This is a genomic window from Saccharopolyspora sp. NPDC002578 (assembly GCF_053592695.1).
This window is the reverse complement of sequence record NZ_JBSFWJ010000007.1, coordinates 118,461-145,245: the sequence shown is the minus strand read 5'-3', so window position 1 is coordinate 145,245 and position 26,785 is coordinate 118,461. Positions and strand designations below refer to the sequence as shown.

The following is a 26,785-nucleotide window of genomic DNA, read 5'->3' as shown; positions in this document are numbered from 1 at the left end:
GACATCCTCGAATCCGAGGCGCTGCACCTGATCCGCGAGGTAGCCACTCGGGAAAAAGATCCCGCAGCGAGAAGACACCTGAGGTTCCGCTACCCGGACACCAAAGCAAACCGACCGGGGCACCTTCAGGAAAGCCGCTCCAGGACCATCGCCATGCCCTGGCCGCCTCCGACGCACATGGTCTCCAGGCCGAACTGCTTGTCGTGCCACTGGAGGGAGTTGATCAGGGTGTTGGTGATGCGGGCGCCGGTCATGCCGAACGGGTGGCCGACGGCGATGGCGCCGCCGTTGACGTTGACCTTCTCCAGCGGGAAGCCCAGTTCCTGGTAGGAGGGGATGACCTGCGCGGCGAACGCCTCGTTGATCTCCACCAGGTCGATGTCCCCGACGCCCAGCCCGGCGCGCTTGAGGGCCTGCTTGGAGGCCTCCACCGGGCCGAGGCCCATGATCTCCGGCGACAGGCCGGACACGCCGGTCGACACGACCCGCGCCAGCGGGGTCAGGCCCAGCTGCTTCGCCTTCACGTCGCTCATGATCACCAGCGCGGCGGCGCCGTCGTTGAGGGAACAGCAGTTCCCGGCCGTGATCCGGCCGTCCGGGCGGAACACCGGCTTCAGGCCGGACACGGCCTCCTTCGTGACTCCGGCGCGCGGGCCGTCGTCGGCGTCGACGATCGTGCCGGAGGGCGTCGTCACCGGAGTGATCTCCCGCGCCCAGAACCCGTCCGCGATGGCCTTCTCCGCCAGGTTCTGCGAGCGCACGCCGAACTCGTCCATCTCGTCGCGGCTCACGCCCTTGGCCCGCGCCAGGTTCTCCGCGGTCTGGCCCATCGGGATGTAGACGTCGGGCACCTTGCCGAACTCGCGCGGGTCGACCCACTCGTCGGCGCCCTGCTCCCCGGTGGCCTGGGTGCGGGCCTCAGCGTCGGCGAACACGGGGTTGTGCGTGTCGTCGAGCGAGTCCGAGTTGCCCTTCGCGAACCGGGACACCGCTTCCACACCGGCGCTGATGAACACGTCACCTTCACCGGCCTTGATGGCGTGCAGCGCCATCCGCGTCGTCTGCAGGCTCGACGAGCAGTAGCGGGTGATGGTGGTGCCGGGCAGCTGGTCGTAACCCAGCAGCACCGACACGACGCGGGCCATGTTGAAGCCCTGTTCGCCGCCGGGCAGGCCGCAACCGAGCATCAGGTCGTCGATCTCGGTGGGGTCCAGCTGCGGGATCTTGTCCAGCGCGGCGCGCACCATCTGCGCGGCCAGGTCGTCCGGGCGCACGTCGACCAGCGAGCCCTTGCCCGCGCGGCCGATGGGCGAGCGCGTGGCGGAGACGATGACTGCTTCGGGCATTCGGGAACTCCTTCGTTCGCCTACGGGACGCCGCGCCGGCGGCGGCACGGCTGGGCCGGCTACTCGCGCCACCTTAAGACCGACATCGGTCCCGACGTGCTGAGACGACCGTCACCAGCAACTCCGCCCCGGCGCCGCTCGTTACCCGGAGGCACCGCCCGAACCGGGCGAAGCCCGCCGCCGAAGCGGAGCGCTCACGTGGCCTGGCGGCGGCCGAACCTCCGGTTCAGGCGGGCCACGACGCGGCTGGTGGGGCGACGCGCTTCCGCCGCCGACGAGCGGACCGGTGGCTGCGGTACCGGCGGGCCCTGCCACTCGCCGATCGCCGAGCACAACGCGGGCAGCAGCAGCCCGGCGGCGGCCTCGTAGCCCGCGGCCGACGGGTGGAACCGGTCGGGGCTGAACAGCTCCTGCGGCCGGGTCAGGAACTCCGGGGACAGCAGGTCCGCCAGCGGCACCGCGCCGCCGCCCGCGGCTTCCACCGCGTGGCGCTGGGCGCGGCCCAGCGCGAGGCTCCACGAGGAGGCCACCGAGCGCAGCGGCTGCGGGATCGGCCGGATCGCCCCCAGGTCCGGGCAGGTCCCGGCGACCACGCCCACCCCGGCTTCCCGCAGCCGGGCCACCGCGGCACCGAGCAGCGCCGCGCACTCCGCCACCGACAGCCGGGCCGTGACGTCGTTCGCGCCGATGATCACCAGCACCAGCTGGGGCGGGGCCACCAGCGCCGCGTCCACCTGCGCCGCCAGGTCCCGCGACGTGGAGCCCACGATCGCGTAAGTGGTCAGGTCGACCGGCCGCTCCAGCTCCGCCGCCAGGCCCCGGGCGATCCGCACGCCCGGCAGTTCGTCCGGCGCCTCCACACCGAGCCCGGCCGCCGAGGAGTCGCCGAGGACCGCCAGCCGCAGCGGCGCATCGCCCTCCGGCGGCGACGCGACCGGACCGGTGCCGTCCGGCAGGTGGACGCCGTCCGAGCGGAACGGGACGCCGACGGGTTCGCCGATGGCTCGCCGCGCGTACCAGGACTGCCCGTTGAGCAGCCCGTACGCGGCGCCCGACACCCCTCCGACGGTCCCCGCCGCGACCATCGCCAGCCGTAACACCCGCGCCCCGACCATGCCCCGCTCCTCCTCGCGCCACCCCGACGCGTCCCTACTACTGAATACGCCTTCGAGGTGAGAAACGTTCCCACCCGCTTGTCGCCCCGCCGCGAAGCAGGGTTAGCCGGGGACCACGCCGCGTGGAACGGATCACCTCGCGCCGGTGTCGAAACCGCCCGAACGGCACGCCACCGGACCACCCGTGCGACAAGATGCGGGAATCGGGCACTTAGGCTCAGCCCCACATCGTCACGGAGAGCGAAAGGGACTCGCTGTGGACTACGTCGAGCACGTCATCGACCTCGTCGGCAACACCCCGCTGGTGCGGCTGAACTCGCTGGCCGAGTCCGCCTCGACGCCGGTGCTGGCGAAGGTCGAGTACCTCAACCCCGGCGGCAGCGTCAAGGACCGCATCGCGCTGCGCATGGTCGAAGCCGCGGAGGACTCCGGGGAGCTCAAGCCCGGCGGGACCATCGTCGAACCCACCTCCGGCAACACCGGTGTCGGCCTGGCGATGGTGGCGCAGCGCAAGGGATACCGCTGCGTGTTCGTCTGCCCGGACAAGGTCAGCGAGGACAAGCGCAGCGTGCTGGAGGCGTACGGCGCCGAGGTCGTCGTCTGCCCGACCGCGGTGCCGCCGGAGCACGCCGAGTCCTACTACAGCGTCTCCGACCGGCTCGTCACCGAGATCGACGGCGCCTGGAAGCCCAACCAGTACGCCAACCCCGCCAACCCCGAGTCGCACTACCTGAGCACCGGCCCGGAGATCTGGCGCCAGACCGAAGGCCGCATCACGCACTTCGTGGCGGGCATCGGCACCGGCGGCACCATCTCCGGCATCGGGCGCTACCTCAAGGAGGTCTCCGGCGGGAAGGTGCAGATCATCGGCGCCGACCCGGAGGGCTCGGTGTACTCCGGCGGCGGCGGGCGGCCGTACCTCGTCGAGGGCGTCGGCGAGGACTTCTGGCCGACGACCTACGACCGCGACATCTGCGACGAGATCGTGCCCGTCTCCGACGCCGACTCGTTCACCATGACCCGGTCCCTCGCCCGCGAGGAGGCGCTGCTCGTCGGCGGTTCCTGCGGGATGGCCGCCGCGGCGGCGCTGCGGGTGGCGGAGCGCACCGGGCCGGACGACGTGATCGTGGTGCTGCTGCCCGACGGCGGCCGGGGTTACCTCGGCAAGGTCTTCAACGACTCGTGGATGGCGAAGTACGGCTTCCTGTCCCCGGACCACGCGGGCGCAGCCATCAAGGACGTGCTGCTGCGCAAGGACGGCACCATCCCCGAGCTCGTCCACGTTCACCCGAACGAGACCGTCGCGGAGGCGGTGGCCATCCTGCGGGAATTCGGGGTGTCCCAGATGCCGGTCGTCAACGCCGAACCGCCGATCATGGTCGCGGAGATCGCCGGAGCGGTCAACGAACGCGACCTGCTCGACGCGCTGTTCGCCGGTCGCGCGCAGCTCGCCGACCGCATCGAAGAGCACATGTCCCCGCCGCTGCCCACCATCGGCGCAGGTGAGGAGGTCAGCGCGGCGATGTCGGCGCTGGCGGGCGCCGACGGAGCGATGGTCCTCATCGGCGGCAAGCCCGCCGGTGTGGTCACCCGCCAGGACGTGCTCGCGTTCATCGCCGGGCGTTGACTTTTCGTTACGGACGGCCGCTACGCTGCTGACATATCGGATAGCGTGTGGACGATCAACTCGCTTCAGACGTCATGCTTCACGCCCAAGGGGGTCAGGAAACCCGATGAGCTCTCCGCAGCCGCCGGACGGCGGTCAGCAGGGACAGCAACCGCAGGGGACCGAGTCGGAGGCGCAGGCCGCCGAGTCGCAGATCAGTTCCCAGCTGGACCCGCAGACCCCGGCCACCGACCAGTCCTCCGGCGCGGACGCCACTCAGGTCGTCCGCCCCGCGCAACTGGACCAGAACGCGGGCCAGGCGTCCGCGGACTCCACCCAGGTCGTGCGTCCCGCGCAGCCGTCCGCGGGTGGGGACTCCACGCAGGTCGTGCCGCCGTCGATGCAGCCGCCGCAGCCGATGTACGAACAGCCCGGCAACGCGGGCGGCGGTGAGTCGGCGACGCAGATGGTGCCGCCGTCGATGCAGCCGCCGCAGCCGATGTACAGCCAGCCCGGCACCCAGAGCCAGCCCGGCGGCTTCCCGCAGCAGCCGCCCGCCGGTACTCCCGGTGGCGGCTTCCCGGCGCCGCAGGCCGGTTTCGGCGCACCGCCGCCGCAGGCCGCTCCCGGGCAGCCGGGGTTCGCGCCGCAGATGCCCGGCGGTCCGGGCCAATCCGGTGCGGAGAACGGCACCCTCGCCAAGGTCACCGGCTGGGTGGCCGCCGTTCTTGGTGGGCTGAACGTCCTCGGCGTTCTCGTAATGAGCATCTTCGCCGGCCTTCCAGGCGGCTTGCAGTTGCTGAGCCTCCTCGGCGTGATCGTGATGCTGGTGGGTGGCGTATTCCTGATCTTGCGCAAGCCTCTCGGGCCGTACTTGACGGCAGGTGGCGCCGGGCTCGCCGCGTTGATCGCGTTGATCAGCGCGATCGGATTCGCCACCACCGTGCCGGAGGTCATCGGCAACATCGTCGGTGCGATCCTTCCGATCGCCATCGCGGTACTGGCGATGCTGCCCGCGACACGGGAATGGATTGACGCCGGTCCCGCCGCGCAGGGCGGCCCGCAGGCCGGTTACGCGCAGCAGCCGTACGGCCAGCCCCAGTTCGGCCAGCCGCAGCCGGGCCAGCCGCAGCCCTACGGCCAGCCCCAGCCTGGCCAGCCGCAGTTCGGAGAACCGCAGCAGTTCGGGCAGCAGCCGGGGCAACCGCAGTTCGGGCAGCAGCCCGGCCAGCCCAACCCTTACGGCCAGCCGCAGCCGGGGCAGCCGAACCCCTACGGCCAGCCCCAGCCTGGCCAGCCGAACCCCTACGGTCAGCCGCAGTACGGGCAGCCGCAGCCGGGACAGCCGCAGTACGGCCAGCCCCCGCAGTACGGGCAGCCGCAGTACGGCCAGCAGCCGCCGCAGCCCGGTGGCTACCCGCAGCAGCCGGGGCAGCAGCCGCCCCAGTGGTGACCCGCTGAACCAGCCACGACGGCCCTCGACCACCTCGGTCGGGGGCCGTCGTCGTGCGCCCGGCGGTCTTCGCCCGAACGCGTCGGATCGCAACGGCGACCTGCCGAACGGCGGAGGGACGTGTGGTCCGTACGCTGCGGCATATGAGTGATGGCTTCGCCACCCGCGCGATCCACGCGGGCCAGCAACCCGATCCGACGACCGGTTCGGTGATCGTCCCCATCCACGCCACCTCCACCTACGCCCAGGACGGCGTCGGCGGCATGCGCTCGGGGTACGAGTACTCGCGCACCGGGAACCCGACCCGCACCGCGCTGGAGCAGTGCCTCGCGGAGCTCGAAGGCGCCAAGCACGGCCGCGCCTTCTCCTCCGGGATGGCGGCCACTGACGCCGTGCTGCGCGGGACGCTGCGACCCGGCGACCACATGATCATTCCCGATGACGCCTACGGCGGCACGTTCCGCCTGGTCGACAAGGTGCTCACCGAGTGGGGCGTGCAGTACACGCCGGTCCCGGTCTCCGACGTCGACGCGGTGCGGGCGGCGGTGCGGCCGGAGACGAAGGTGCTGTGGGTCGAAACGCCCACGAACCCGCTGCTGACCGTCGCCGACATCGCGGCGCTGGCGCAGGTCTCGCGGGACGCGGGCCTCAAGCTCGTCGTCGACAACACCTTCGCCACCCCGTACCTGCAGCGTCCGCTGGAGCTGGGAGCGGACGTGGTCGTGCACTCCACCACCAAGTACCTCGGCGGCCACTCCGACGTGGTCGGCGGCGCGGTGCTCACCTCCGACGACGCGCTGGCGAGCTCGGTGGCGTTCCTGCAGAACACCGCGGGCGCCGTCCCCGGTCCGTTCGACGCGTGGCTGACGCTGCGCGGTGTGAAGACGCTGGCGGCGCGGATGGACCGGCACAGCGCCAACGCGGGACGCATCGCCGCGGCCCTGCGCGAGCACCCGAAGGTCGCCAAGGTCTACTACCCGGGCCTGCCCGAGCACCCCGGTCACGAGGTCGCGGCGAAGCAGATGCACGGTTTCGGCGGCATGATCTCGTTCATCCACGTCGACGGCGAGCAGGCCGCGCTGGACGTGTGCGCCAAGACCCGCCTGTTCACCTTGGCGGAGTCGCTCGGCGGGGTCGAGTCGCTGATCGAGCACCCCGGCAAGATGACCCACGCCAGCACCGCGGGCTCCGCGCTGCAGGTGCCCGGCGAGCTGGTGCGGCTGTCGGTCGGCATCGAGGAAGCCGACGACCTCGTCGAGGACCTGCTCGCGGCGCTCTGACTAGTAGGGACCAGCGGCCCGTTCGCCCGGCATCGGCCGGGTGGACGGGCCGTCGTCGTCGAGCCGTCCGGATCAGGGAGCGATCGACGGGTCGGTGTCCGCGGGCGGCGAGTGCGGTGCGTCGCCGAGCTGCGGCGCCGGCGTGACGGGCAGGTCCTCCGCTTGCACGCACCCGCCGATGAGCTCGACGACGCCGTCCCGCTCGCGGTACGTGCCGGGATCGTCGCAGCCGCTCTGAGCCACCGCGAACACCGCCGCCGCGGACAGGACCGTCGCCAGCGCGACGCCGCCCACCAGTGACAACGTTCCCGTCGAAGCCATCGCCGGTGCCATACGTCCTCCCCGCCAGCGCCTGCTCCGCGCGCCGCTGCGCAGTAGTGGGTCCGCCGCGTGCGCCCGGCAGAGCCCCGGTGCCGCAGGTCGATCACGCGTACTGCGCAGCGTACCCAACACCTCGCTCGGCGGTCGTGGTTCGCGCTGGTGCACGATTGGCGGTATGCACCTGATCAGCCTGGACCGGATCCACGCCGCGGCCAAGGAGCTCTCCGACGTGGTCCGGCGGACCCCGCTCGCGCACTCCAGGGTGCTCAGCGATCACGTCGGCGGTGACGTGCACCTGAAGTGCGAGAACCTCCAGCGCACGGGGGCGTTCAAGTTGCGCGGCGCCTACGTCCGGTTGCGCGCGCTCGACGAGCGGCAGCGCGCCGCCGGGGTGGTGGCGGCCAGCGCGGGCAACCACGCGCAGGGCGTCGCCTTGGCGGCGTCGCTGCTGGGCATCCGCTCCACCGTGTTCATGCCGGAGCGCGCGACGCTGCCGAAGCTGGCGGCGACCCAGTCCTACGGCGCGACGGTGCGGGCGGAGGGCGCGGTGCTGTCCGAAACCCTCTCCCTGGCCAAGGAGCACGCCGACCGGACGGGCGCGGAGTTCATCCACCCGTTCGACCACCCGGACGTCCTGGCCGGGCAGGGCACGGTCGGGCTGGAGATCCTCGAACAGCTCCCGCACGCAGGCACGGTGGTGGTGCCGACCGGCGGCGGCGGCCTGATCAGCGGAGTGGCCGCCGCGGTGAAGGCCGTGCGCCCCCAGGTGCGGGTGATCGGCGTGCAGGCCGAGCAGGCCGCCGCCTGGCCCGCGTCGCTGGAGCGGGGCGCGCCGGTGCGCATCGAGGACACCCGCACGATGGCCGACGGGATCGCCGTCGCCGAGCCCGGCGAGGTGACGTTCGCGCACGTGTCCGCGCTCGTCGACGACATGATCACGGTCAGCGAGCAGGCCTTGTCGCGGGCGTTGCTGCTGTGCCTGGAGCGGATGAAGCTGGTCGCCGAACCGGCCGGGGTCGCCGCCGTCGCGGGAATCCTGGAGCGCCCGGACCTGATGACGGCGCCGACGGTGGCGGTGCTCTCCGGCGGCAACATCGATCCGCTGCTGCTGTTGCAACTGATCCGGCACGGCATGACCTCGGCGGGCCGCTACCTGTCGCTGCGGGTGCGCCTGCCGGACCGGCCGGGGTCGCTGGCGGGACTGGTCGCTCAGCTCGGGGACTTGGCGGCGAACGTGCTCGACATCGAGCACTCCCGGATCTCCGGCGCCCTCGCGCTCGGCGAGGTCGACGTGGAGATCAGCCTGGAGACGCGCGGGCCGGAGCACCGCGAGCACGTGGTCGCCGAGCTGACCCGCGCGGGCTTCACCGTCACCTCCGAACGCTGAAGCACTGATCGTGCGGCGGCGATGCCGGTGATCACGCGCACCGGCACCGCCGCAGGCCCCGGCGGGTCCGCGCGCGAACGGCGCGGGACCCGCCGGGGTTCAACCCGACCCCCTGCGTGGGACGGCGAGGCGACCTCGGAGGTTGCCTTCGATCTTCGTCGCGAAGGATCGGAGGAAGCGTGCCTCAGAGGTTGCCGCGCAGTTCCTGCTCCCTCTCGATGGCTTCGAACAGCGCCTTGAAGTTGCCCTTGCCGAAGCCCAGCGAGCCGTGCCGCTCGATGAGCTCGTAGAACACCGTCGGCCGGTCGCCGATCGGCTTGGTGAAGATCTGCAGCAGGTAGCCGTCCTCGTCGCGGTCGACGAGGATGCCGTGCTCCTTCAAGGTCTCGATCGGCAGCCGCACCTCCCCGATGCGGGCCCGCAGCTCCGGGTCGTCGTAGTACGAGTCGGGCGTGGCGAGGAACTCCACGCCGGCGGCGCGCATCGCGGTGATGGTGCGCAGGATGTCGCCGGTGGCCAGCGCGATGTGCTGGCAGCCCGCGCCCCGGTAGAACTCCAGGTACTCGTCGATCTGCGACTTCTTGCGCCCGGCGGCGGGCTCGTTGAGCGGGAACTTGACCCGGTGGTTGCCGTTGGCGACGACCTTGCTCATCAGCGCGGAGTACTCGGTGGCGATGTCGTCGCCGACGAACTCGGCCATGTTCACGAAGCCCAGCACCCGGTTGTAGAACCCGACCCAGCGGTCCATGTCGCCGAGTTCGACGTTGCCGACGCAGTGGTCGACGGCCTGGAACAGGCGTTTCGGCGCCCCTTCCGGTTTGACGTAGCCGCTGCTGCGGGCGACGTACCCGGGCAGGTACGGGCCGGTGTAGCGGCTGCGGTCGATCAGGGTGTGCCTGGTCTCGCCGTAGGTCGCGATGGCAGCGGTGCGCACCACCCCGTGCTCGTCGGTGAGGTCGTTTGGCTCGTCGAGCACCGTCGCGCCCTGCGCGCGGGCGTGTTCGACGCAGCGGTCCACGTCCTGCACTTCCAGCGCGAGGTCGACCACGCCGTCGCCGTGCGCCCGGTGGTGGTCGGCGAGCGGGCTGTCCGGATCGACGGCTCCCTGCAGCACGAAGCGGGCGGAGCCGGACTTGAGCACGTAGGACTTGTGGTCGCGGTAGCCGTGTTCGGGGCCGCGGTAGGCGACGAGCTCCATGCCGAACGCGACCTGGTAGAACAGCGCGCTCTGGGTGGCGTTGCCGACGACGAACACGACCGCGTCCATCGCCCGCACCGGGAACGGGTCGTGGCTCGTGTCGTGGTCGACGAGTCCGACGAGTCGGCGCATCTGATCGAAGGTGACGTCATCGAGCTTGCCGGTGGTGCCGATGTCGTCGTGGTCGACGGTGCCGGTCACGATGGCCTCCCTGCCTTGTGCGAGGTTCGTGCGCTGCAGCGTGAGCCGGTCGGGCATGCTGCGCAAGGGACTTCCGTTCTGCTGGGCAAGGTGTGCAGAAGTGCCGATCGGCGGGCGGATCGGCTGGTCAGGTTGTGCAGGGAGGCGCTGGTGGACTTCGAGGAGACCGAGCTGGACGCGCTCGACGCCCGGCTGCTGCTGTTGCTGGCCGACGAGCCGCGCCTCGGCGTGCTGGAGTGCTCGCGGCGCCTCGGCGTGGCGCGCGGGACGGTGCAGGCTCGGCTGGACCGGATGCGTCGGCGCGGGGTGCTGCGCGGTTTCCCGCCGGATCTGAACCTGGCGGCGATGGGGTACGGGTTGACCGCGTTCGCGGTGCTGGAGATCGCGCAGGGGCAGCGCAACGCGGTGGCGCAGCGGCTGGCCGCGATCGACGAGGTGTGCGAGGTGCACACGACCACCGGCGAGGGCGATCTGTGGGTGCGGTTGGTGGCGCGTTCGAACGCGGACCTGCAGCGGGTGATCGACGAGGTGGTGGCGGCGCCGCAGGTGTTGCGGACGTCGACGTCGATCGCGTTGTCCACGCCGGTGCCGCCGCGGGTGCGGCCGTTGCTGGAGCGGCTGGCGGGTGATCCTCCGGCCGCGCCTTGACGATCTCGCGCGGGGCTGAGTATCTTTCTTTTTGAAACGTTTTAAGATCACTGCGCCCGCTGGGGTTCGACTCGGCCCGGCCCGTTCCTCGCGGTGATCGTTCGTCGCTGCCCCTGACCGCATGCGATTTCGTTGCAAATCCGAGGCAACCTCTCGGTTTGCACCCGCGCCGCCCGTCCAGCGGTGTTGATGCGCAGGCATGAAACGTTTAACTGATCCGTCCGAGCTCACTCCGGAACAGCCCAGCGCAGTGCTGATCCGCGATCCCCGCCGGCGAAGATCCACCCGCCCGTGATCGCCACCGGCGCCCCGCGCTGGGAGAAGGAAGGCGACATGGACCGTCCTGGACCGACCCGGCGCACCGTCCTCAAAGCCACCGCGGGCACCGCCGCGTTCGTCGCGATGAGCCCCGGCGGCACGGCCGCCGCCGGGCCCGGCATCCGCGTGACCGGCACCGGCGTGGAACACGCGGCCGAACCGCTCGGCCTCGACGTGCCCCGGCCACGGCTGAGCTGGCACCTCGGTTCCGATGCGCGTGACCAGGTGCAATCCGCCTACCGGCTGCTCGTGGCGACCTCCGCCGACCTGCTGCGCGAAGGCTCCGCCGACGTGTGGGACAGCGGCGAGGTGCCCGCGGGGGACTCGCTGCTCGTCGAATACGGCGGCCCCCCGCTGCGCCCGCGCACCCGCTACTGGTGGTCGGTCCGGGTCTGGGACGCGCAGGGCACCGCCTCGCCGTACGGAGAACCGGCCTGGTGGGAGACCGGCCTGCAGGACGCGGCGAACTGGACGGCCCGCTGGATCCGGCCACCCGACGGCGGCACCGCGCAGCTGCGCAAGGACTTCCACGTCGCCGCCCCGGTCGTGCGCGCCCGGCTCTACGCCACCGCGCTCGGCGTCTACGAACCGGAGCTCAACGGCCACCGCGTCGGCGATCACCGGCTCGCGCCCGGCTGGACCGACTACCGGGTGCGGGTGCAGTACCAGACCTACGACGTGACGGAACTGGTGCGCGACGGCGACAACGTGCTCGGCGCGCACCTCGGGCCCGGCTGGTACGCGGGGCACGTGGGCATGTTCGGTCCCGGCCAGTACGGCGACCGGCCGCTGCTGCGAGCGCAGCTGGAGCTCGACCACGCGGACGGGAGCCGCAGCACCGTCGGCACCGACGACGGCTGGCGCACGGCGACCGGAGCCATCCGCTCCTCCGACCTGCTGATGGGCGAGGAGCAGGACGCCCGCGCCGCGACCCCGGGCTGGAGCTCGCCCGGCTACGACGCGAGCTCCTGGACCGCCGTCGAAGTCGACGACGGCATCGCGGTCGCCCCCGTCGCCCAAGCCGATCCGCCGGTGCGCGCGACCGAGCAGCTGCCCGCGGTGAACCGGACCGAACCCGCCCCCGGCACCTTCGTCTACGACCTGGGCCAGAACATCGTGGGCGTGGTGCGGCTGCACGTCGACGCGGCGGCGGGCACCGAGGTGCGGGTGCGGCACGCGGAGGTCCTCAACCCCGACGGCACCGCCTACACCGACAACCTGCGGGAGGCCACCGCCACCGACACCTACGTGCTCGCCGGCGGCGCCGCGGTCCTGGAACCGAAGTTCACCTTCCACGGCTTCCGCTACGTCGAGGTCACCGGCGCCGCCCCCGAACCGGCCGACGTGGTGGGCCTGGTGCTGCACAGCGACCTGCCGCAGACGATGTCGCTGAGCACCGATCAGCCGATGCTGGACCGGTTGCAGCGCAACATCACCTGGGGGCAGCGCGGCAACTTCCTGTCCATTCCCACCGACACCCCGGCCCGCGACGAGCGGCTCGGCTGGACCGGCGACATCAACGTGTTCTGCGGGACCGCCGCCTACGTCGCGGGCTCGGCCGGGTTCCTCGCGAAGTGGACCACCGACCTGCGCGACGCCCAGAGCGCGGACGGCGCGTTCCCCGACGTCGCTCCCGCCGTCGGCGACCTCGGCGCGGGAACGGCCGGGTGGGGCGACGCGGGCGTCACGGTCCCGTGGTTGCTCTACGAGCGCTTCGGCGACCGGCGGGCGCTCGCGGAGAACTACCCGGCGATGCTGCGCTGGCTCGACCACCTGACCGCGACCAGCGACGGGGACCTGCGCCCGGCGGACGGGGCGCGCTACGGGGACTGGCTCAACGTGGACGAGGAGACGCGGCGCGACCTCATCGCCACCGCCTGGGTCGGCTACGCGGCGCGGGCGGCCGCGCAGGCCGCCGACGCGCTCGGCGAAACGGCCGACGCGCAGCGTCACCGCGACCACCACGGACGAGTGCGCGAGGCCTTCCAGCGGGCTTACCTGGACGAGACCGGCCGCTTGCGCGACGACGCCGCGGCGGGCCGTGGCGACACCCAGACCGGATACGTGCTCGCGCTGTCGTTCGACCTGGTGCCCGCGGAGCTGCGCGCCGCCGGGGCCGATCGGCTGGTCTCGCTCATCGAGCAGCGCGGCGGGCACCTGGCCACGGGTTTCCTCGGCACCCCGTACCTGTTGCCGGTGCTCACCGACACCGGTCACCTCGACACCGCTTACCGGCTGCTGGAGCAGCGCGAATTCCCCTCGTGGGGGTATCAGATCGACCGCGGTGCCACGACCATGTGGGAGCGCTGGGACTCGATCCGGCCGGACGGCGAGTTCAACGATCCGTCGATGAATTCGTTCAACCATTACGCCTACGGTTCCGTCGGCGAATGGATGTACCGGACGATCGCGGGCATCGAACCGCTCGACCCGGGTTTCCGCAGGGTGCTCGTGCGACCGCGCCCGGGCGGCGGCGTGCGGCGGGCGGCCGCGCGGTTCTCCGGGCCGTACGGGGAGATCGCGACGCGGTGGTCCCGGGTGGACGGCGGGTACCGGCTCGAAGCGGAGGTTCCGGTGAACACCACCGCCGAGGTCCACGTGCCGATCGCGGTGCGCGCCGATCCGAATGCGTCATTCATTCGACGGGACGCTGAATACGATGTGTACGAGATCGGTTCAGGAAAGTGGGAATTCACTTCCTGACGTTTTCGATGCGAAATCCACGATGCGCGGCAACGGGAGCCGAACGGGTTGGTCTCGCTGATCGAGTGGTCTGCGAGACCAAGCGCGTCGTGTTATCGGGGGCGTGATGCGAAGACGTGCGCGCGCCGCCCGGAGTGCGCGATAAAGCGAGCGCCGATAAGCGGAGCGGGCGTGCTCAGGTCACGCCCGCTACCGCTGATGGTTCAGCCGGCGAAAGGCTCGGCCTTGACCAGGGTCACCTTCATGGTGCCGCCGTTGGGCAGTTCGTACTCCCGCGTCTCGCCTTCCTTGGCCTCCAGCAGCGCCTGGCCCAGCGGGGAGGTCGGGGAGTACACCTCGAGGTCGCCGTGCGCGCCCTCTTCCCGGTTGGCCAGCAGGAACTGCTCGGTGTCGTCCTCGCCGTCGTAGCGCACGGTCAGCACGGATCCGGGCTTGGCCACGCCGGACTCCGTGGGCACGTCGCCGACCTGGGCGGTGCGCAGCAGTTCCTGCAGCTGGCGGATGCGCGACTCGAGCTGGCCCTGCTCCTCGCGAGCGGCGTGGTACCCGCCGTTCTCCTTGAGGTCGCCTTCCTCCCGGGCCTCGTTGATCTTCGCGGCGATCACCGGGCGGTTGGCCACGAGCTCATCGAGCTCGCCCTTGAGCCGCGCATAAGCATCCTGGGTCAGCCAGGTCACCTGGGTATCGCTCACGGTCACCACTCCTCGTCGACGGCGACCCGCCTTCCGCGGGCCGACAACTTCCGTCCTTGCGAATTCCGGGTACTGCTAGGAACGGAAAAAACACGGCCCGCGCGGGACCGTGCTGCTGATGACGATAGCACAAATCAGCCCACCGAAGGAGTGCATTATCTCAGCATCCGGGGCCGACTAGAGTTGTTCACCCGGTTGGCCGCTGGTGGGTGGACAAATATTCAGGAACGCGGTAGGTACAGCCGTACACCTCCCCGATGGTCGCTCGATGAGAGGTACGGAGCACCGTGCCCAGCTGGATCGTGCCGTCCGCCGGGGGCACCAGAATCTCTTTTCGCCCGACCTCTTCGCCGGATTCCGCGCGACCCCGGATCACGCACGCGGCGGGCTTGGCCGGATCGTCGCGCCGCACTTCGGCGGTGACCTGGACGGAACCGTCGTCGAGCACTTCGAACGCGGTCTGCTTGCCTTCGATCGGCGGGCTGCCCAGGTTCTGGTACCCGACGAGCGCCACGGCGATGAGGACGACGACCGCGACGGCTCCGAGCGCCCAGCGGGCCACCGGCGGGACGGTTCGCCGGGCGCGAGACCCGTACCGCCCTTCGGGGACCTGGCTGCTCACCGTCCGCCGCCTCCTGCTCCGATCGGGGTTAGCCGGATCGGACGATGCCCGCCCGGCCGTTCGGGAATGTCGGCCCATTGGGAACAATGGGTGGCGACACCCTCGTTGAGTATCCCTGTGGGTGTCCGGCCGGCAGTCAGCGGGGCCGGGTGTGACGTGAGCAGGAAGGAACATGCCTCCGATGGCCGAGAAGCTGCGTCTGATGACGGTGCACGCGCACCCGGACGACGAGTCCAGCAAAGGGGCGGCGACCACCGCGCGCTACGTGGCCGACGGCCATGACGTGATGGTCGTCACCTGCACGGGTGGTGAAGCGGGCAGCATCTTGAACCCGGCCATGGAACGACCGGACGTGCTGGCCAACATGCAGGCGATCCGCAGGCAGGAGATGGCGGAGGCCGCTGCGATCCTCGGCGTCCGGCACCGCTGGCTCGGCTACGTCGACTCGGGCCTGCCCGAGGGCGATCCGACGCCACCGCTGCCGGAGGGCTGCTTCGCCACGGTCGATCCCGCGGGGCCGACCGCCGACCTGGTGGCGCTGCTGCGCGAGTTCCGCCCGCACGTCGTGATCACCTACGACGAGAACGGCGGTTACCCGCACCCCGACCACATCCGCTGCCACGAGGTGTCGATGGCCGCGTTCGACGCGGCGGGCGACCCGGAGCTGCACCAGGACGCGGGCGAGCCGTGGCAGCCGTTGAAGCTGTACTACTCGCACGGCTTCTCCCGGAAGAAGATGCAGCTGTTCCACGACGCCCTGCTGGAGCGCGGCCTGGAGTCGCCCTACGGCGACTGGCTCGCGAAGTGGGACGGCAGCAGGCCCGACAACGACGAGCGGGTCACGACCCGCGTCGAGTGCGGGGCATACTTCGAGGTGCGGGACAACGCGCTGCGCGCGCACGCGACCCAGATCGACCCGGACAGCCGGTGGTTCGCGGTCCCGCTGGACATCCAGCGAGCGCTGTGGCCCACGGAGGACTACGAGCTGGTGCGCTCGCTGGTCGATTCGACGTTGCCGGAGGACGACCTGTTCTCCGGAGTGCGGGAGAAGGTGTCGGCATGAACGCGCACGAGGCGCTGACCTGGGTGGTCGCGCAGTCGCCCGCTCCGCCGGCGGACCCGGGTGGTCAGGGCGAGGACTTCGGCAAGTCCTCCCCGGTGGGGCTGTTGCTGCTGGTCGTGTTCGCCATCGCGGTGGCGTTCCTGATCCGCTCGATGACCAAGCACTTGAAGAAGCTGCCGGTCAGCTTCGACGAGCAGCGCGCCGCCGCGGCGGCCCCGGCCCGCGTCCAGCGAGCCGAAGCCGCAGCCAAGGCGAAGGCCGAAGCGGACGCGGCGGGTGACGCCGACCCCGAAGCGGCCGACGCCGAAGCCAAGGGCGGCGGTACCACTACCCGCTAGCCCCCGTCCGAGCGCCGGATCGACCCTGCGAGCAGGGGTGTTCCGGCGCCGGGCCGGATGGGTGCGGTGATCACCGGCGGGTGGGAGGGTTGCGGCATGAACCGGCTTGAAGACGCGACCAGCCCGTACCTGTTGCAGCACGCGGACAACCCCGTGCAGTGGTGGCCGTGGTCGCCGGAGGCGTTCGAGGAGGCCCGCCGCCGGGACGTGCCGGTGCTGCTGTCGGTCGGCTACGCCGCGTGCCACTGGTGCCACGTGATGGCGCACGAGTCCTTCGAGGACGCCGACATCGCGGCCGTCATGAACGAGCACTTCGTGAACATCAAGGTCGACCGGGAGGAGCGTCCCGACGTCGACTCGGTGTACATGGAGGCCACCCAGGCCATGACCGGGCAGGGCGGCTGGCCGATGACGTGCTTCCTCACGCCGGACGGCGAACCGTTCCACTGCGGCACCTACTACCCGCCGAAACCGCTGCACGGGATGCCGTCGTTCCCGCAGCTGCTCGACGCCGTGGCCGCGGCGTGGTCGGAGCGCGGCGCCGAGGTTCGGCAGGCCGCGACCCGAGTCGTCGAGCAGCTCGCCGGGCAGCGCCCGCCGCTTCCCGAATCCAGCCTGGACGACGAGGTGCTGGAGTCGGCGGTGTCCCGGCTGGGCTCCGAGTTCGACGAGGCGAACGCCGGGTTCGGCGGGGCGCCGAAGTTCCCGCCGTCGATGGTCGTGGAGTTCCTGCTGCGCCACCACGAGCGCACCGGCTCGGCCGGGGCGCTGCGGCTGGCGCAGCGGTCCTGCGAGGCGATGGCCCGCGGCGGGCTGTACGACCAGCTCGCCGGTGGTTTCGCGCGCTACAGCGTCGACGCCGAATGGGTCGTGCCGCACTTCGAGAAGATGCTCTACGACAACGCCCTGCTGCTGCGCGCCTACGCCCACTTGGCACGGCTGGACACCGACTCGGCTGAGTCGGCGCGGCGGGTGACCCGCGAGACCGGTGAGTTCCTGCTGCGAGACCTGCGCACCGCCGAAGGCGCGTTCGCCGCGTCCCTCGACGCCGACACCGAGGGCGTCGAAGGGCTCACCTACGTCTGGACGCCGGAGGAGCTGCGCGAAGTGCTCGGCGAGCAGGACGCGCAGTGGGCCGCGGCGCTGCTCGCCGTGACCCCGGACGGCACCTTCGAGCACGGCGCCTCCACCCTCCAGCTGCACCGGGATCCTGACGACCCGGTGCGGTGGCGCCGGGTTCGCGAGGTCCTCGCGGACGCCCGCGCCCGCCGGCCGCAGCCGGGGATCGACGACAAGGTGGTCACGGCGTGGAACGGCATGGCGCTGACCGCGCTGGTCGAAGCCGCCGCGGTCCTCGACGAACCGCAGTGGATCACCGACGCCGCCCGGGTCGCCGAGCTGCTGGTCGAGCGGCACCTCGTCGACGGGCGGTTGCGCCGCAGCTCCCGCGACGGCGTCGTGGGCCATGCGGCCGGGGTCCTGGAGGACCACGGCTGCCTCGCGGAGGGGTTGCTCGCGCTGCACCAGGCCACGGGTGAGCGGCGGTGGCTGGACGCGGCGTGCGAGCTGCTGGACACCGCGCTGGACAAGTTCGCCGATCACGAGAACCCCGGCGTCTTCTACGACACCGCCGCGGACGCGGAGGCGCTGGTGCGGCGACCCTCCGATCCCACGGACAACGCCAGCCCGTCGGGTGCTTCGGCGACCGCCGCCGCGCTGCTGACGGCCGCCGCGCTGGCCGGCTCGGACCGCGCCACCCGGTACCGCGAGGCCGCCGAGCAGGCGGTGTCCAGGGCGGGACTGCTGGGGCAGCGCGCCCCGCGCTTCGCCGGGCACTGGCTGGCCACCGCCGAGGCGCTGGCGCACGGGCCCGTGCAGATCGCCGTCGCCGGAGACCAGGACGCGGACCGGGCCGAGCTGCTGGCCGTCGCCCGCAGGCACGCGCCGGGCGGCGCGGTCGCGGTGGCGGGACCACCGGAGGCGGACGCGGTGCCGCTGCTGGCCGGGCGCGGCCTCGTCGACGGGCGCACCGCCGCCTACGTCTGCCGCGGGTACGTCTGCGATCGCCCGGTCACTTCGGCCGACGAGCTGATGTCCGCGCTCGCCCGCTGATCAGCGCGCCGCCCGCCTGCCCTCGTGCGGCGGGCGGGCGGCGCGGCCCAGCTCAGGCGTAGAGGGCGAGCCAGATCGACACGTGGTGGCAGATCGCCGCCACCGTCACGGCCGCGTGGAAGAACTCGTGGTACCCGAAGGTCTTCGGCCACGGGTCCGGCCACCGGCTCGCGTAGCAGATCGCGCCCAGCGAGTAGAGCACGCCGCCGACCACGAGCAGCACGAACGCCGCCACGCCCGCGTTCGACAGCAGCTCCGGCAGCACGAACACGGCGACCCAGCCCAGCGCGAGGTACACCGGCACGCCGACCCAGCGCGGCCCGTTCGGCCACGCCAGCTTCAGCACCACGCCGCCGAGCGCGCCGCCCCACACCACGGCCAGCACGACCGCGCCGGTGGTGGGCTGCATCGCCAGCATCGCGAACGGCGTGTAGGTGCCCGCGATGAACAGGAAGATCATCGAGTGGTCCAGGCGGCGCATCCAGGTCCGCGCGTCCACCGAGTTCCAGGTCTTGCGGTGGTAGAGCGCGCTGACCCCGAACAGGCCGAGCACGGTCGCCACGTAGATGGAGGTCCCGAGTGCCGCGGCGGCACCCACGGTGGCCGCCGCGAGCGAGATCAGCGTCGCGCCCGAAGCGACGGCGGCGACCAGGGACCAGAGGTGGATCCAGCCGCGCATCCTCGGCTTGATGTCGGAGGTGGCGCGTCGAGCTGTCAGGGCGCTAGTCACAGCGCAAGATTACGGGACCGTAGGTTGTGCGCCTTCCCCCAATGGCGGTGATGTCCGTTGCAGCTCCGCGGCGCGATTCCGGCCGTCACCGTCCGCATTCGGCGGAGGGACCGTCGGGGCTGGACAGGGGCGCGCGTAGTCTCAGGGAGCGTGGCGCTCAAGGTTCGTGTGCGAGAACTCATCTACGACGTGTACGAGAGGCGGCTGCGCCGCAAGCTCAGAGGCGCCAGAGCGCCGCGACATGTGGGCGTGATCCTCGACGGCAACCGCCGATGGGCGAAGGAAGCCGGGCTCGACATCGCGCACGGCCACCGGGCGGGTGCGCGCAAGATCAGCGAACTGCTCGGCTGGTGCCAGGAGGCCAAGGTCGAGGTGGTCACGCTGTGGCTGCTGTCGACCGACAACCTCAACCGCTCCAGCGCGGAGCTCGACGCCCTGCTGGAGATCATCGCCGGGGTCGTCGACGAGCTCACCGACGCGAGCAACCCGTGGCGGGTGCGCATCGTCGGGGCGCTGGACATGCTGCCCACCGAGACGGCCGCCCGGCTCTCGGCCGCCGCGCTGCGCACCGAGGGGCGCACCGGGATGCAGGTCAACGTCGCCGCCGGTTACGGCGGACGGCAGGAGATCGCCGACGCGGTGCGCAAGCTCCTGCAGCAGCACGCGGAGACGGGCACCACCATCGAGGAGCTCGCGGAGTTCCTCACCGTGGACCACATCTCCGAGCACCTCTACACCTCCGGCCAGCCGGACCCGGACCTGCTGATCCGCACGTCCGGTGAGCAGCGGCTGTCCGGTTTCATGCTGTGGCAGTCGGCGCACTCGGAGTTCTGGTTCTGCGAGGCGTACTGGCCGGCGTTCCGGCGAGTCGACTTCCTGCGCGCGTTGCGCGAGTACTCGGCGCGGCACCGCCGCTACGGCGCGGGCTGAGCGTTCGACCGGTGCGCCCCGCGGTACGGCGGCGGGAGCGCACCGGATTCGGCCCAGCCGCGCGGAAATCGTTCACCGCGCAGCAAAAAGGCCAGGTCCCGAAGGGCCTGGCCTTTTCTGCATCCACACGAGCGCCGAGTGTGTCAGCCCTTGGCGGAGGGGTGGTCGACCACCGGGGCGTTGACGCACTGGCTGGTCTGCGGCGACAGGATCGGGACGACGGCGCCGAGGACGGCGACGTTGTTGCCGCACAGCTGCACCGGCACCGCGCTGATGTTGTTGTCGTTCAGCACGTTGACGCCGTCGTTGTCGGCGCTGTCCGCGTTGGCGATCGGAGCGAGGGCCATCAGGCCAGCCGCCGCACCGGCGACGATCACTGCCTTCTTCATCATTGCGTTCACTCTCCTTGTGTATTGCCGCGGGATGCCCTGAAGCGGCACGATTACCCGTGTGCGCGCACACCGCCACCGATTCAGGGCGATCGAGATGTCACCGGAGAACGGATCCTGCTCGAATCGTCGAACGGGATTCCGGCTAGGTCGGTGACACTACCTCGAAATCAGAAATCCGTCGCATTCGACACACGTGAAGCGAAATGAGATCGTCTCTCGCGAACCGCTCCAAGTGGGTTTCCCGCGACTGGGGCTAGAGCCTGCTCAGCCCTTGGCGGAGGGGTGGTCGACCACCGGGGCGTTGGTGCAGTCGCTGGTCTGCGGCGACAGGATCGGGACGACGGCGCCGAGGACGGCGACGTTGTTCCCGCAGGCCTGGACGGGCAGCACGCTGAGGTTGTTGTCGTTCAGCAGGTTGACGCCGTCGTTGTCCGCGCTGTCCGCGTTGGCGATCGGTGCCAGCGCCATCAGACCCGCCGCCGCGCCGGCGACGATCACTGCCTTCTTCAGCACTTGGATGCTCCTTGTTGTTTCGGGTGTTGCGGCCGCGGTCCCTCGTTCACGAGCACCCCGGAAGTCGCCCAGGGAGGCAGCCGCGAAAAAAACCTAACCATTCCTGAAGGTGTAAGCACAGCTGGGTAACACCATCGTGTGGTCTATTAATTTGGCCCTCAAGTTCTGGGTCGTGCTCGGTTTGCGGCTACCGGGGAGTAAGAAATCGCTCGCATATCATTCGGCGATTCCGGTTCGATCGCGGGGTTGCGCGCAATGGTGTTCGGCGGCTTCCGGTGCTGCTCGCGCGGCCGTACCGTCCGGATGTGGACCCCTCGGAGCTGGTGCGCGGATACCTCCGGCTCGGGTTGCGCTTCGGCCGGCTCGACGACGGGACGGTGCTGTCCTGCACCGCCGATCCGCGGACGTGCCGCGGCGTCGAGCGTGAGCCCGTATCAAGCCCCGGCGCGCTCGTGGCGCAGGCCGCTCGGCTGCGCGCCGCGCTGCCGGATTCCGGGCTGCCGGAGGTGCGTGCCAGGTTCCTCGACGCGCAGCTCGCCGCGCTGGAGTGCCGCGGCAGGAAGCTCGCCGGGCAGCCGATGTCGTTCCGCGACGAGGTCGAAGGGTGCTTCCAGGTCCGCCCGGAGCGCGGCGATCCGGAGCGGTACCGCCAGGCGCACGCGGAACTGTCCGACGTCCTGCCCGGCTCCGGTGATCCGGCGGCGCGGCTCGCCCTGCTGTCCGAGCGGGAGCGGGTGCCGCCGGAGGTGGTGCCGCGGGCCGTCCGGGCGCTCTCGGCGGCCTTGCGCGCGCGGGTGCGCGCGCGAGTGGAGCTGCCGACGCAGGAGCAGGTCCGCTACCGTTTCGTCCGCGCCCGGCCGTGGGCGGCGCTGCACCGGTACCTGGGCGAGTTCCGCTCGCTGGTGGCGATCGACCTGGAGCGCGCGGGGTGGGCGGGGAACCTCCCGGCACTGGTCGCGCACGAGTCCTACCCCGGTCACCACGCCGAGCACTGCCGGAAGGAGCGGCTGCTCGTCGATGAGCGCGGGTGGCACGAGCACCGCATCGCCCTGCGGGACACGCCGCAGTCGCTGCTCGCCGAAGGGCTCGCGGACGCAGGGCTGCGCCTCGCGGTGGGGCCGGGCTGGGGGAGGTGGGCGTCGGAGGTGCTGGCGGAGTCCGGCGTCGCCTTCGACGGGGAGCTGGCGGAACGGGTGCACGACGTGCTGCTGCGGCTGCGCCGGGTTCGGCTGGACGCTGCGTTGTGGCTGCACGAGGACGGAGCGGGCGAGGACGAGGTGGTGGCTCGGCTGGTCCGCTGGGCGTGCCTGCCGGCGGCGCGGGCTCGCGCGTTCGTGCGGTTCATCGCGGATCCGCGGTGGCGGCTCTACGCGGTCACCTACGTCGTGGGAGCGGAGCTGCTGCACGGGAGGGTCGCCGCCGGAGAGGACCTGGGGAAGCGGCTCGGCGAGCCGTGGACGCCGGTCGCGCTCGCCGACGTCCCGTCGGTGAACGGCCGGGCGGGCCTGCCGGGGGAATCGGCGCTGATCCGATCAGCGGATGCGTTCAGCTAGCCGAAAAGCACGAAAGATCCCGTTGTTCACTCGATCAGACCAAAGTGGACGCTGTGTTGATCACGGCACGTGCGTACGTTCGGGGGGTCCCGCGGCCGTGTTCCGAAGTCACCGCCACATCGTGGAAGCGCCGCTGTGAGCAGGCATTTCAACGTCATCGGGGAAGTCGGACGCGGTGCGCGGGTGGCATCCGGGTGCACTGAACCCGGTGCGTACGTGACACCCGTCTGACGTTCTGGCGAATCACCTGTGTGGTCGCCTGCCCAGAACGGAATCACGGAGGTAGCGTCCGAAGTGACGGGTCGACGCGTAAATGGCCCGTCCGGGGAGGCCCTGACCGTGGCTGTTGGCTGGATCGGACGGTATCACCGTCCTCCGTGGTCGCTCGGGGCCGGTGCGCGGCCTCGGTGGCTGCGCCGGACCGTCCGTCGGTTCGGCCAGGCCAGGCAGGGGCAGGCCCGGCCCGCCGACGAGCAGGCGTGTGCCCCACGCCCGCGAGGGAGTAGCCGTGACCACACGACGTTCCCAGGCCGCAGCGGAACACCCGGCCCAGGCCGAGGTTTCCGCAGGCGTCGCAGCCCCAACGGAGGTCCGCACCTACGTGCTCGACACCTCGGTGCTGCTGTCCGATCCGTGGGCGATGACCCGCTTCGCCGAGCACCGCGTGGTGCTACCGCTGGTCGTGATCAGCGAACTAGAGGCGAAGCGGCATCACCCCGAACTCGGCTGGTTCGCCCGCGAGGCCCTGCGCGGCCTCGATGAACTGCGAATCGAGCACGGCCGTCTGGACGCGCCGGTCGAGATCGGCGAGCTCGGCGGCACGTTGCACGTCGAGCTCAACCACTCCGATCCGCAGGTGCTGCCACCAGGTTTCCGCACCGACTCCAACGACGCCCGGATCTTGGCGTGTTCGCTGAACCTCGCCGCGGACGGGCACCTGGTCACCTTGGTGACCAAGGACATGCCGTTGCGGGTGAAGGCGGCGTCGGTCGCGCTGGAGGCCGACGAATACCGGGCTCAGGACGTGGTCTCCACGGGCTGGAACGGCATGGCGGACCTCGACGTGCCACCGGAATCGGTCGACGTGCTGTTCAAGGAGGGCGAGGCCGATCTCGACGATGCCAAGGACCTGCCCGCGAACACCGGGCTGCGGCTGCTCGCCGGCACCCAGAGCGCACTGGGCAGGGTCACCGCCGACAAGCAGGTGAAGCTGGTGCGCGGCGACCGCGAGGCCTTCGGCCTGCACGGCCGCTCCGCCGAGCAGCGCATCGCGCTGGACCTGCTGCTCGACCAGGACGTCGGCATCGTGTCGCTCGGCGGCCGGGCCGGTACCGGCAAGTCGGCGCTCGCGCTGTGCGCCGGGCTGGAGGCCGTGCTCGAACGCCAGCAGCACCGCAAGGTTGTGGTGTTCCGGCCGGTGTACGCGGTCGGCGGCCAGGAGCTGGGCTACCTGCCGGGCAGCGAGAACGAGAAGATGCAGCCCTGGGCGCAGGCGGTCTTCGACACGTTGGGCGCGTTGGCCAGTGAGAACGTGCTCGAAGAGGTCACCGAGCGGGGCATGCTGGAGGTGCTGCCGCTGACCCACATCCGGGGCCGGTCGCTGCACGACTCGTTCGTGATCGTGGACGAGGCCCAGTCGCTGGAGCGCAACGTGCTGCTCACGGTGCTGTCCCGGCTCGGCGCGAACTCGCGCGTGGTGCTGACCCACGACGTGGCCCAGCGGGACAACCTGCGCGTCGGGCGGCACGACGGGGTCGCGGCGGTGATCGAGAAGCTCAAGGGGCACCCGCTGTTCGCCCACATCACGCTCACCCGCTCGGAGCGCTCGCCGGTGGCGGCGCTGGTGACGGAGATGCTGGAAGGGGAGTTCACGCCCTGAGCGACGGCCGGTCGGGGGCGCCCGCGACCACGGGCGCCCCTGACCGGGCTCGCGACGGCAGGACGAAGGCCTCCGGGGCCGGAGGCCTTCGCGTCGTCGGAGGCGAACGGGTCCCCCCCGCAGGTCACCAGCCGGTGGGCAGCGGGCGGCCTTCGGCGAAGCCCGCGGCGGACTGGATGCCGACCAGCGCCCGCTCGTGGAACTCGGCGAGGGTGCGCGCTCCCGCGTAGGTGCAGGAGGAGCGCAGGCCGGAGCTGATCTCGTCCAGCAGGTCCTCGACGCCGGGGCGCTTCGGGTCGACCTTCATCCGGGAGCTGGAGATCCCTTCTTCGTAGAGCGCCTTGCGGGCCTGGTCGAAGGCGCTGTCGGTGCGGGTCCGGGCGCCGACGGCGCGCTTGGACGCCATGCCGAAGGACTCCTTGTACGCCCGGCCGTGCTCGTCGCGCAGCAGGTCGCCGGGTGATTCGTGGGTGCCCGCGAACCAGGAGCCGACCATCACCGAGGAAGCCCCGGCTGCCAGCGCCAGCGCCACGTCCCGCGGGTGGCGGACCCCGCCGTCGGCCCACACGTGCTTGCCGAGTTCGCGGGCGGCGGCGGCGCATTCGGCGACGGCCGAGAACTGCGGACGGCCCACGCCGGTCATCATGCGGGTGGTGCACATGGCGCCCGGACCGACGCCGACCTTGATCACGTCGGCGCCGGCTTCGACGAGGTCGCGCACGCCGTCGGCGGTGACCACGTTGCCGGCGACCACGGGCACCGTCGGGTCGAGCGCGCGCACCGAGCGCAGCGCGTTGATCATCTTCTCCTGGTGGCCGTGCGCGGTGTCCACGACGAGCGCGTCCACGCCCGCAGCGAGCAGCGCCGCCGCCTTGCCGGGCACATCACCGTTCACGCCCACCGCCGCGGCGACCCGTAGCCTGCCCGCGGCGTCCAAAGCGGGCGCGTAGATCTCCGCGCGCAGCGAACCGCGCTGGGTGAGGATCCCGGCGAGCCTGCCTTCGGCGTCGACGGCGAGGGCGACCTGCCTGCCCTGGCGGTCGAGCTGCTCGAAGACCTCGCGCGGCTTGGTCTCCAGCGCCAGCACCACCGGGTGGTGGTCGGCGACCTCGCCGACCCGGGCGAACCGGTCCACTCCCGCGCAGGCGGCCTCGTCGACCACGCCCACCGGCCGCCGGTCGTCGTCGACGACCACGACGGCTCCGTGCGAACGCTTCGGCAGCAGGTTGAGCACGTCGGCGACGGCGTCGTCCGGGCGCAGCACCAGCGGGGTGTCCCAGACGGGGTGGCGCTCCTTCACCCACGACACGATCTCGGCGACGGCGCTCGGGGCGACGTCCTGCGGCAGCACCACGAGCCCGCCGCGGCGGGCCATGGTCTCGGCCATCCGACGGCCCGCGACGGCGGTCATGTTGGCGACCACGACGGGCAACGTCGCGCCCGATCCGTCGGAGGTCGAGAGGTCGACGTCGAACCGGGACTCGACGCCGGAGCGGCGCGGTGCCAGGAACACGTCGTCATAGGTCAGGTCGGTGGTGGGCTGCTGCCCGTTCAAGAACTGCACAGTCGTCCACGATACGTGCCGGACCGGCCGCGACGATGTGATTCGCCCGCACGACCACCTGCTGTAGAGGCGCGGGAACGGGCTGTAGATCATCTGGAAGTGTGGCGCCTCGATGTTGCGGATGTTGCGGCGGCACGGCTAGGTTTGACAGCAGCTGCGCACCGAGGTGCGTGGAAGTAAGCCGGGACCCCCCGCCGGAGGCGGGACCCCGGCCTCTGCGTTTTCAGGGGCCCGGTCACGAGGCATCCACTTCGATCACGATCGCGGCGCTGGACAATTGCTCCAGATGTCGCTCGTCGCCTCGGTACGCGGCCAGCGCAGCCCCGCACACGATGTCCGGAAGCCAGAGCAGCGCATCCGTGCTGCCGGGCATGAATTCGATGTGCACCTTCGTCGAGATCACTCGTTTGTGCTTGCAGACTGCGAGCGTCTGCTTGTCCAGCTTGTCGTTGCGAACCTGGCGCGACTCCATCACCAGCATGTTCGTTCCCGCCGCCTCGATCTCCGGCAAGACCGCTTCCAGGCACTTCCGCCGGGCTCGTTCGGCGTTCATCGGGAGTGCGGTGCCCACGGTGGCCAAGCTGATGCTGCGGAATGCGCTCGCGACCTTGGCGAGCTCTTCCCGCCGGAGGTCAGGTTCTTTGCTCCAGTGGAGCTTCTGCCCGCCTTTGCGCAAGCCTCCGAGCGTGGTGCGGATGGTTTCGGCCTCGGTCAGGTCGACGAGGCTTGCGGTGAGGATGTAGACGCCGAGATCGAGGTCGTAGGACTCGTCGGCGTAGGCGGCGAAGAACACTCACCTGACTAGATCGGGAACGTGCGTT

23 protein-coding genes are annotated in these 26,785 nt (G+C 71.2%); 12 read left to right on the top strand and 11 right to left on the bottom strand.

From position 1 onward, the window contains the following. Window positions 1-125 precede the first annotated feature (125 nt). Window positions 126-1,346, bottom strand: a complete 1,221-nt coding sequence (locus ACWD38_RS06285) for an acetyl-CoA C-acetyltransferase (RefSeq protein ID WP_184476766.1) — start codon at window positions 1,344-1,346, stop codon at window positions 126-128. Window positions 1,347-1,540: 194 nt separating this feature from the next. After that, window positions 1,541-2,461, bottom strand: a complete 921-nt coding sequence (locus ACWD38_RS06280) for an SGNH/GDSL hydrolase family protein (RefSeq protein WP_184476767.1) — start codon at window positions 2,459-2,461, stop codon at window positions 1,541-1,543. 256 nt (window positions 2,462-2,717) lie between these two features. On the opposite strand from ACWD38_RS06280, the gene ACWD38_RS06275 reads away from it, so the two are divergent. The 3 genes from ACWD38_RS06275 (at window position 2,718) to ACWD38_RS06265 (ending at window position 6,800) form a co-directional block, all read left to right on the top strand. After that, on the top strand, window positions 2,718-4,088 hold the full coding sequence (locus tag ACWD38_RS06275; RefSeq protein ID WP_184476769.1) for a cystathionine beta-synthase: 1,371 nt from the start codon (window positions 2,718-2,720) through the stop codon (window positions 4,086-4,088). A gap of 106 nt (window positions 4,089-4,194) precedes the next feature. Then, window positions 4,195-5,520, top strand: a complete 1,326-nt coding sequence (locus tag ACWD38_RS06270; protein WP_450123484.1) for a hypothetical protein — start codon at window positions 4,195-4,197, stop codon at window positions 5,518-5,520. Window positions 5,521-5,663: 143 nt separating this feature from the next. Further along, the gene (locus ACWD38_RS06265) at window positions 5,664-6,800 is read left to right on the top strand and encodes a cystathionine gamma-synthase (protein ID WP_450123483.1); all 1,137 of its coding nucleotides are present in this window, start codon (window positions 5,664-5,666) and stop codon (window positions 6,798-6,800) included. A 72-nt stretch (window positions 6,801-6,872) separates the two neighbouring features. Here ACWD38_RS06265 and ACWD38_RS06260 read toward each other — a convergent pair whose 3' ends face one another. Then, on the bottom strand, window positions 6,873-7,121 hold the full coding sequence (locus ACWD38_RS06260; RefSeq protein ID WP_450123482.1) for a hypothetical protein: 249 nt from the start codon (window positions 7,119-7,121) through the stop codon (window positions 6,873-6,875). A 175-nt stretch (window positions 7,122-7,296) separates the two neighbouring features. Between ACWD38_RS06260 and ilvA the strand changes: the two genes are divergently transcribed. Beyond that, window positions 7,297-8,508 carry a threonine ammonia-lyase gene (gene ilvA, locus ACWD38_RS06255; RefSeq protein WP_184476777.1) on the top strand — a complete coding sequence of 404 codons (1,212 nt, stop codon included), beginning with the start codon at window positions 7,297-7,299 and terminating at the stop codon, window positions 8,506-8,508. 184 nt (window positions 8,509-8,692) lie between these two features. Here the strand turns inward: ilvA and hppD are convergent, their stop codons facing one another. Continuing rightward, window positions 8,693-9,838, bottom strand: coding sequence for a 4-hydroxyphenylpyruvate dioxygenase (gene hppD / locus ACWD38_RS06250; RefSeq protein WP_246457285.1), 1,146 nt, complete (start codon window positions 9,836-9,838; stop codon window positions 8,693-8,695). 219 nt (window positions 9,839-10,057) lie between these two features. On the opposite strand from hppD, the gene ACWD38_RS06245 reads away from it, so the two are divergent. Both ACWD38_RS06245 and ACWD38_RS06240 read left to right on the top strand, forming a co-directional pair. Further along, on the top strand, window positions 10,058-10,555 hold the full coding sequence (locus tag ACWD38_RS06245) for an Lrp/AsnC ligand binding domain-containing protein (protein WP_184476779.1): 498 nt from the start codon (window positions 10,058-10,060) through the stop codon (window positions 10,553-10,555). 291 nt (window positions 10,556-10,846) lie between these two features. Next, window positions 10,847-13,576, top strand: a complete 2,730-nt coding sequence (locus tag ACWD38_RS06240; protein ID WP_450123481.1) for a family 78 glycoside hydrolase catalytic domain — start codon at window positions 10,847-10,849, stop codon at window positions 13,574-13,576. A gap of 203 nt (window positions 13,577-13,779) precedes the next feature. On the opposite strand, the gene greA is transcribed toward ACWD38_RS06240, so the two are convergent. Next, complete coding sequence (greA, locus tag ACWD38_RS06235; protein WP_450123480.1) at window positions 13,780-14,268, bottom strand: transcription elongation factor GreA; 489 nt, start codon at window positions 14,266-14,268, stop codon at window positions 13,780-13,782. A 187-nt stretch (window positions 14,269-14,455) separates the two neighbouring features. Then, window positions 14,456-14,890 carry a DUF4307 domain-containing protein gene (locus ACWD38_RS06230; protein WP_266091285.1) on the bottom strand — a complete coding sequence of 145 codons (435 nt, stop codon included), beginning with the start codon at window positions 14,888-14,890 and terminating at the stop codon, window positions 14,456-14,458. A 181-nt stretch (window positions 14,891-15,071) separates the two neighbouring features. Between ACWD38_RS06230 and mca the strand changes: the two genes are divergently transcribed. The 3 genes from mca (at window position 15,072) to ACWD38_RS06215 (ending at window position 18,403) form a co-directional block, all read left to right on the top strand. After that, a complete protein-coding gene (mca, locus tag ACWD38_RS06225; RefSeq protein WP_184476783.1) occupies window positions 15,072-15,953 on the top strand; it encodes a mycothiol conjugate amidase Mca in 882 nt (293 codons plus the stop codon). After that, window positions 15,950-16,291 (top strand): hypothetical protein, encoded by a 342-nt coding sequence (locus tag ACWD38_RS06220; protein ID WP_184476784.1) that lies wholly within the window; start codon window positions 15,950-15,952, stop codon window positions 16,289-16,291. The genes mca and ACWD38_RS06220 overlap by 4 nt, the downstream gene beginning before the upstream one ends. A 96-nt stretch (window positions 16,292-16,387) precedes the next feature. Next, the gene (locus ACWD38_RS06215; RefSeq protein WP_450123479.1) at window positions 16,388-18,403 is read left to right on the top strand and encodes a thioredoxin domain-containing protein; all 2,016 of its coding nucleotides are present in this window, start codon (window positions 16,388-16,390) and stop codon (window positions 18,401-18,403) included. A gap of 52 nt (window positions 18,404-18,455) precedes the next feature. Here the strand turns inward: ACWD38_RS06215 and trhA are convergent, their stop codons facing one another. Continuing rightward, the gene (trhA, locus tag ACWD38_RS06210; protein WP_184484667.1) at window positions 18,456-19,082 is read right to left on the bottom strand and encodes a PAQR family membrane homeostasis protein TrhA; all 627 of its coding nucleotides are present in this window, start codon (window positions 19,080-19,082) and stop codon (window positions 18,456-18,458) included. Window positions 19,083-19,283: 201 nt separating this feature from the next. On the opposite strand from trhA, the gene ACWD38_RS06205 reads away from it, so the two are divergent. Continuing rightward, window positions 19,284-20,063: an isoprenyl transferase gene (locus ACWD38_RS06205; protein WP_184476788.1), complete on the top strand. Its 780-nt coding sequence runs from the start codon at window positions 19,284-19,286 to the stop codon at window positions 20,061-20,063. Window positions 20,064-20,206: 143 nt separating this feature from the next. Here the strand turns inward: ACWD38_RS06205 and ACWD38_RS06200 are convergent, their stop codons facing one another. Further along, entirely contained in the window at window positions 20,207-20,455 is a 249-nt protein-coding gene (locus tag ACWD38_RS06200; protein ID WP_184476790.1) for a hypothetical protein, read from the bottom strand. A 264-nt stretch (window positions 20,456-20,719) separates the two neighbouring features. After that, window positions 20,720-20,968: a hypothetical protein gene (locus tag ACWD38_RS06195; RefSeq protein ID WP_184476792.1), complete on the bottom strand. Its 249-nt coding sequence runs from the start codon at window positions 20,966-20,968 to the stop codon at window positions 20,720-20,722. Window positions 20,969-21,273: 305 nt separating this feature from the next. Between ACWD38_RS06195 and ACWD38_RS06190 the strand changes: the two genes are divergently transcribed. Further along, window positions 21,274-22,521, top strand: coding sequence for a DUF885 domain-containing protein (locus ACWD38_RS06190; RefSeq protein WP_450123478.1), 1,248 nt, complete (start codon window positions 21,274-21,276; stop codon window positions 22,519-22,521). Between the two features lie 508 nt (window positions 22,522-23,029). Then, window positions 23,030-24,400 (top strand): PhoH family protein, encoded by a 1,371-nt coding sequence (locus tag ACWD38_RS06185; protein ID WP_184476796.1) that lies wholly within the window; start codon window positions 23,030-23,032, stop codon window positions 24,398-24,400. A 124-nt stretch (window positions 24,401-24,524) separates the two neighbouring features. Here the strand turns inward: ACWD38_RS06185 and ACWD38_RS06180 are convergent, their stop codons facing one another. Further along, window positions 24,525-25,964 (bottom strand): GuaB1 family IMP dehydrogenase-related protein, encoded by a 1,440-nt coding sequence (locus tag ACWD38_RS06180; RefSeq protein ID WP_450123477.1) that lies wholly within the window; start codon window positions 25,962-25,964, stop codon window positions 24,525-24,527. A 235-nt stretch (window positions 25,965-26,199) separates the two neighbouring features. Then, window positions 26,200-26,757, bottom strand: coding sequence for a hypothetical protein (locus ACWD38_RS06175; RefSeq protein ID WP_450123476.1), 558 nt, complete (start codon window positions 26,755-26,757; stop codon window positions 26,200-26,202). Window positions 26,758-26,785: the final 28 nt, after the last annotated feature.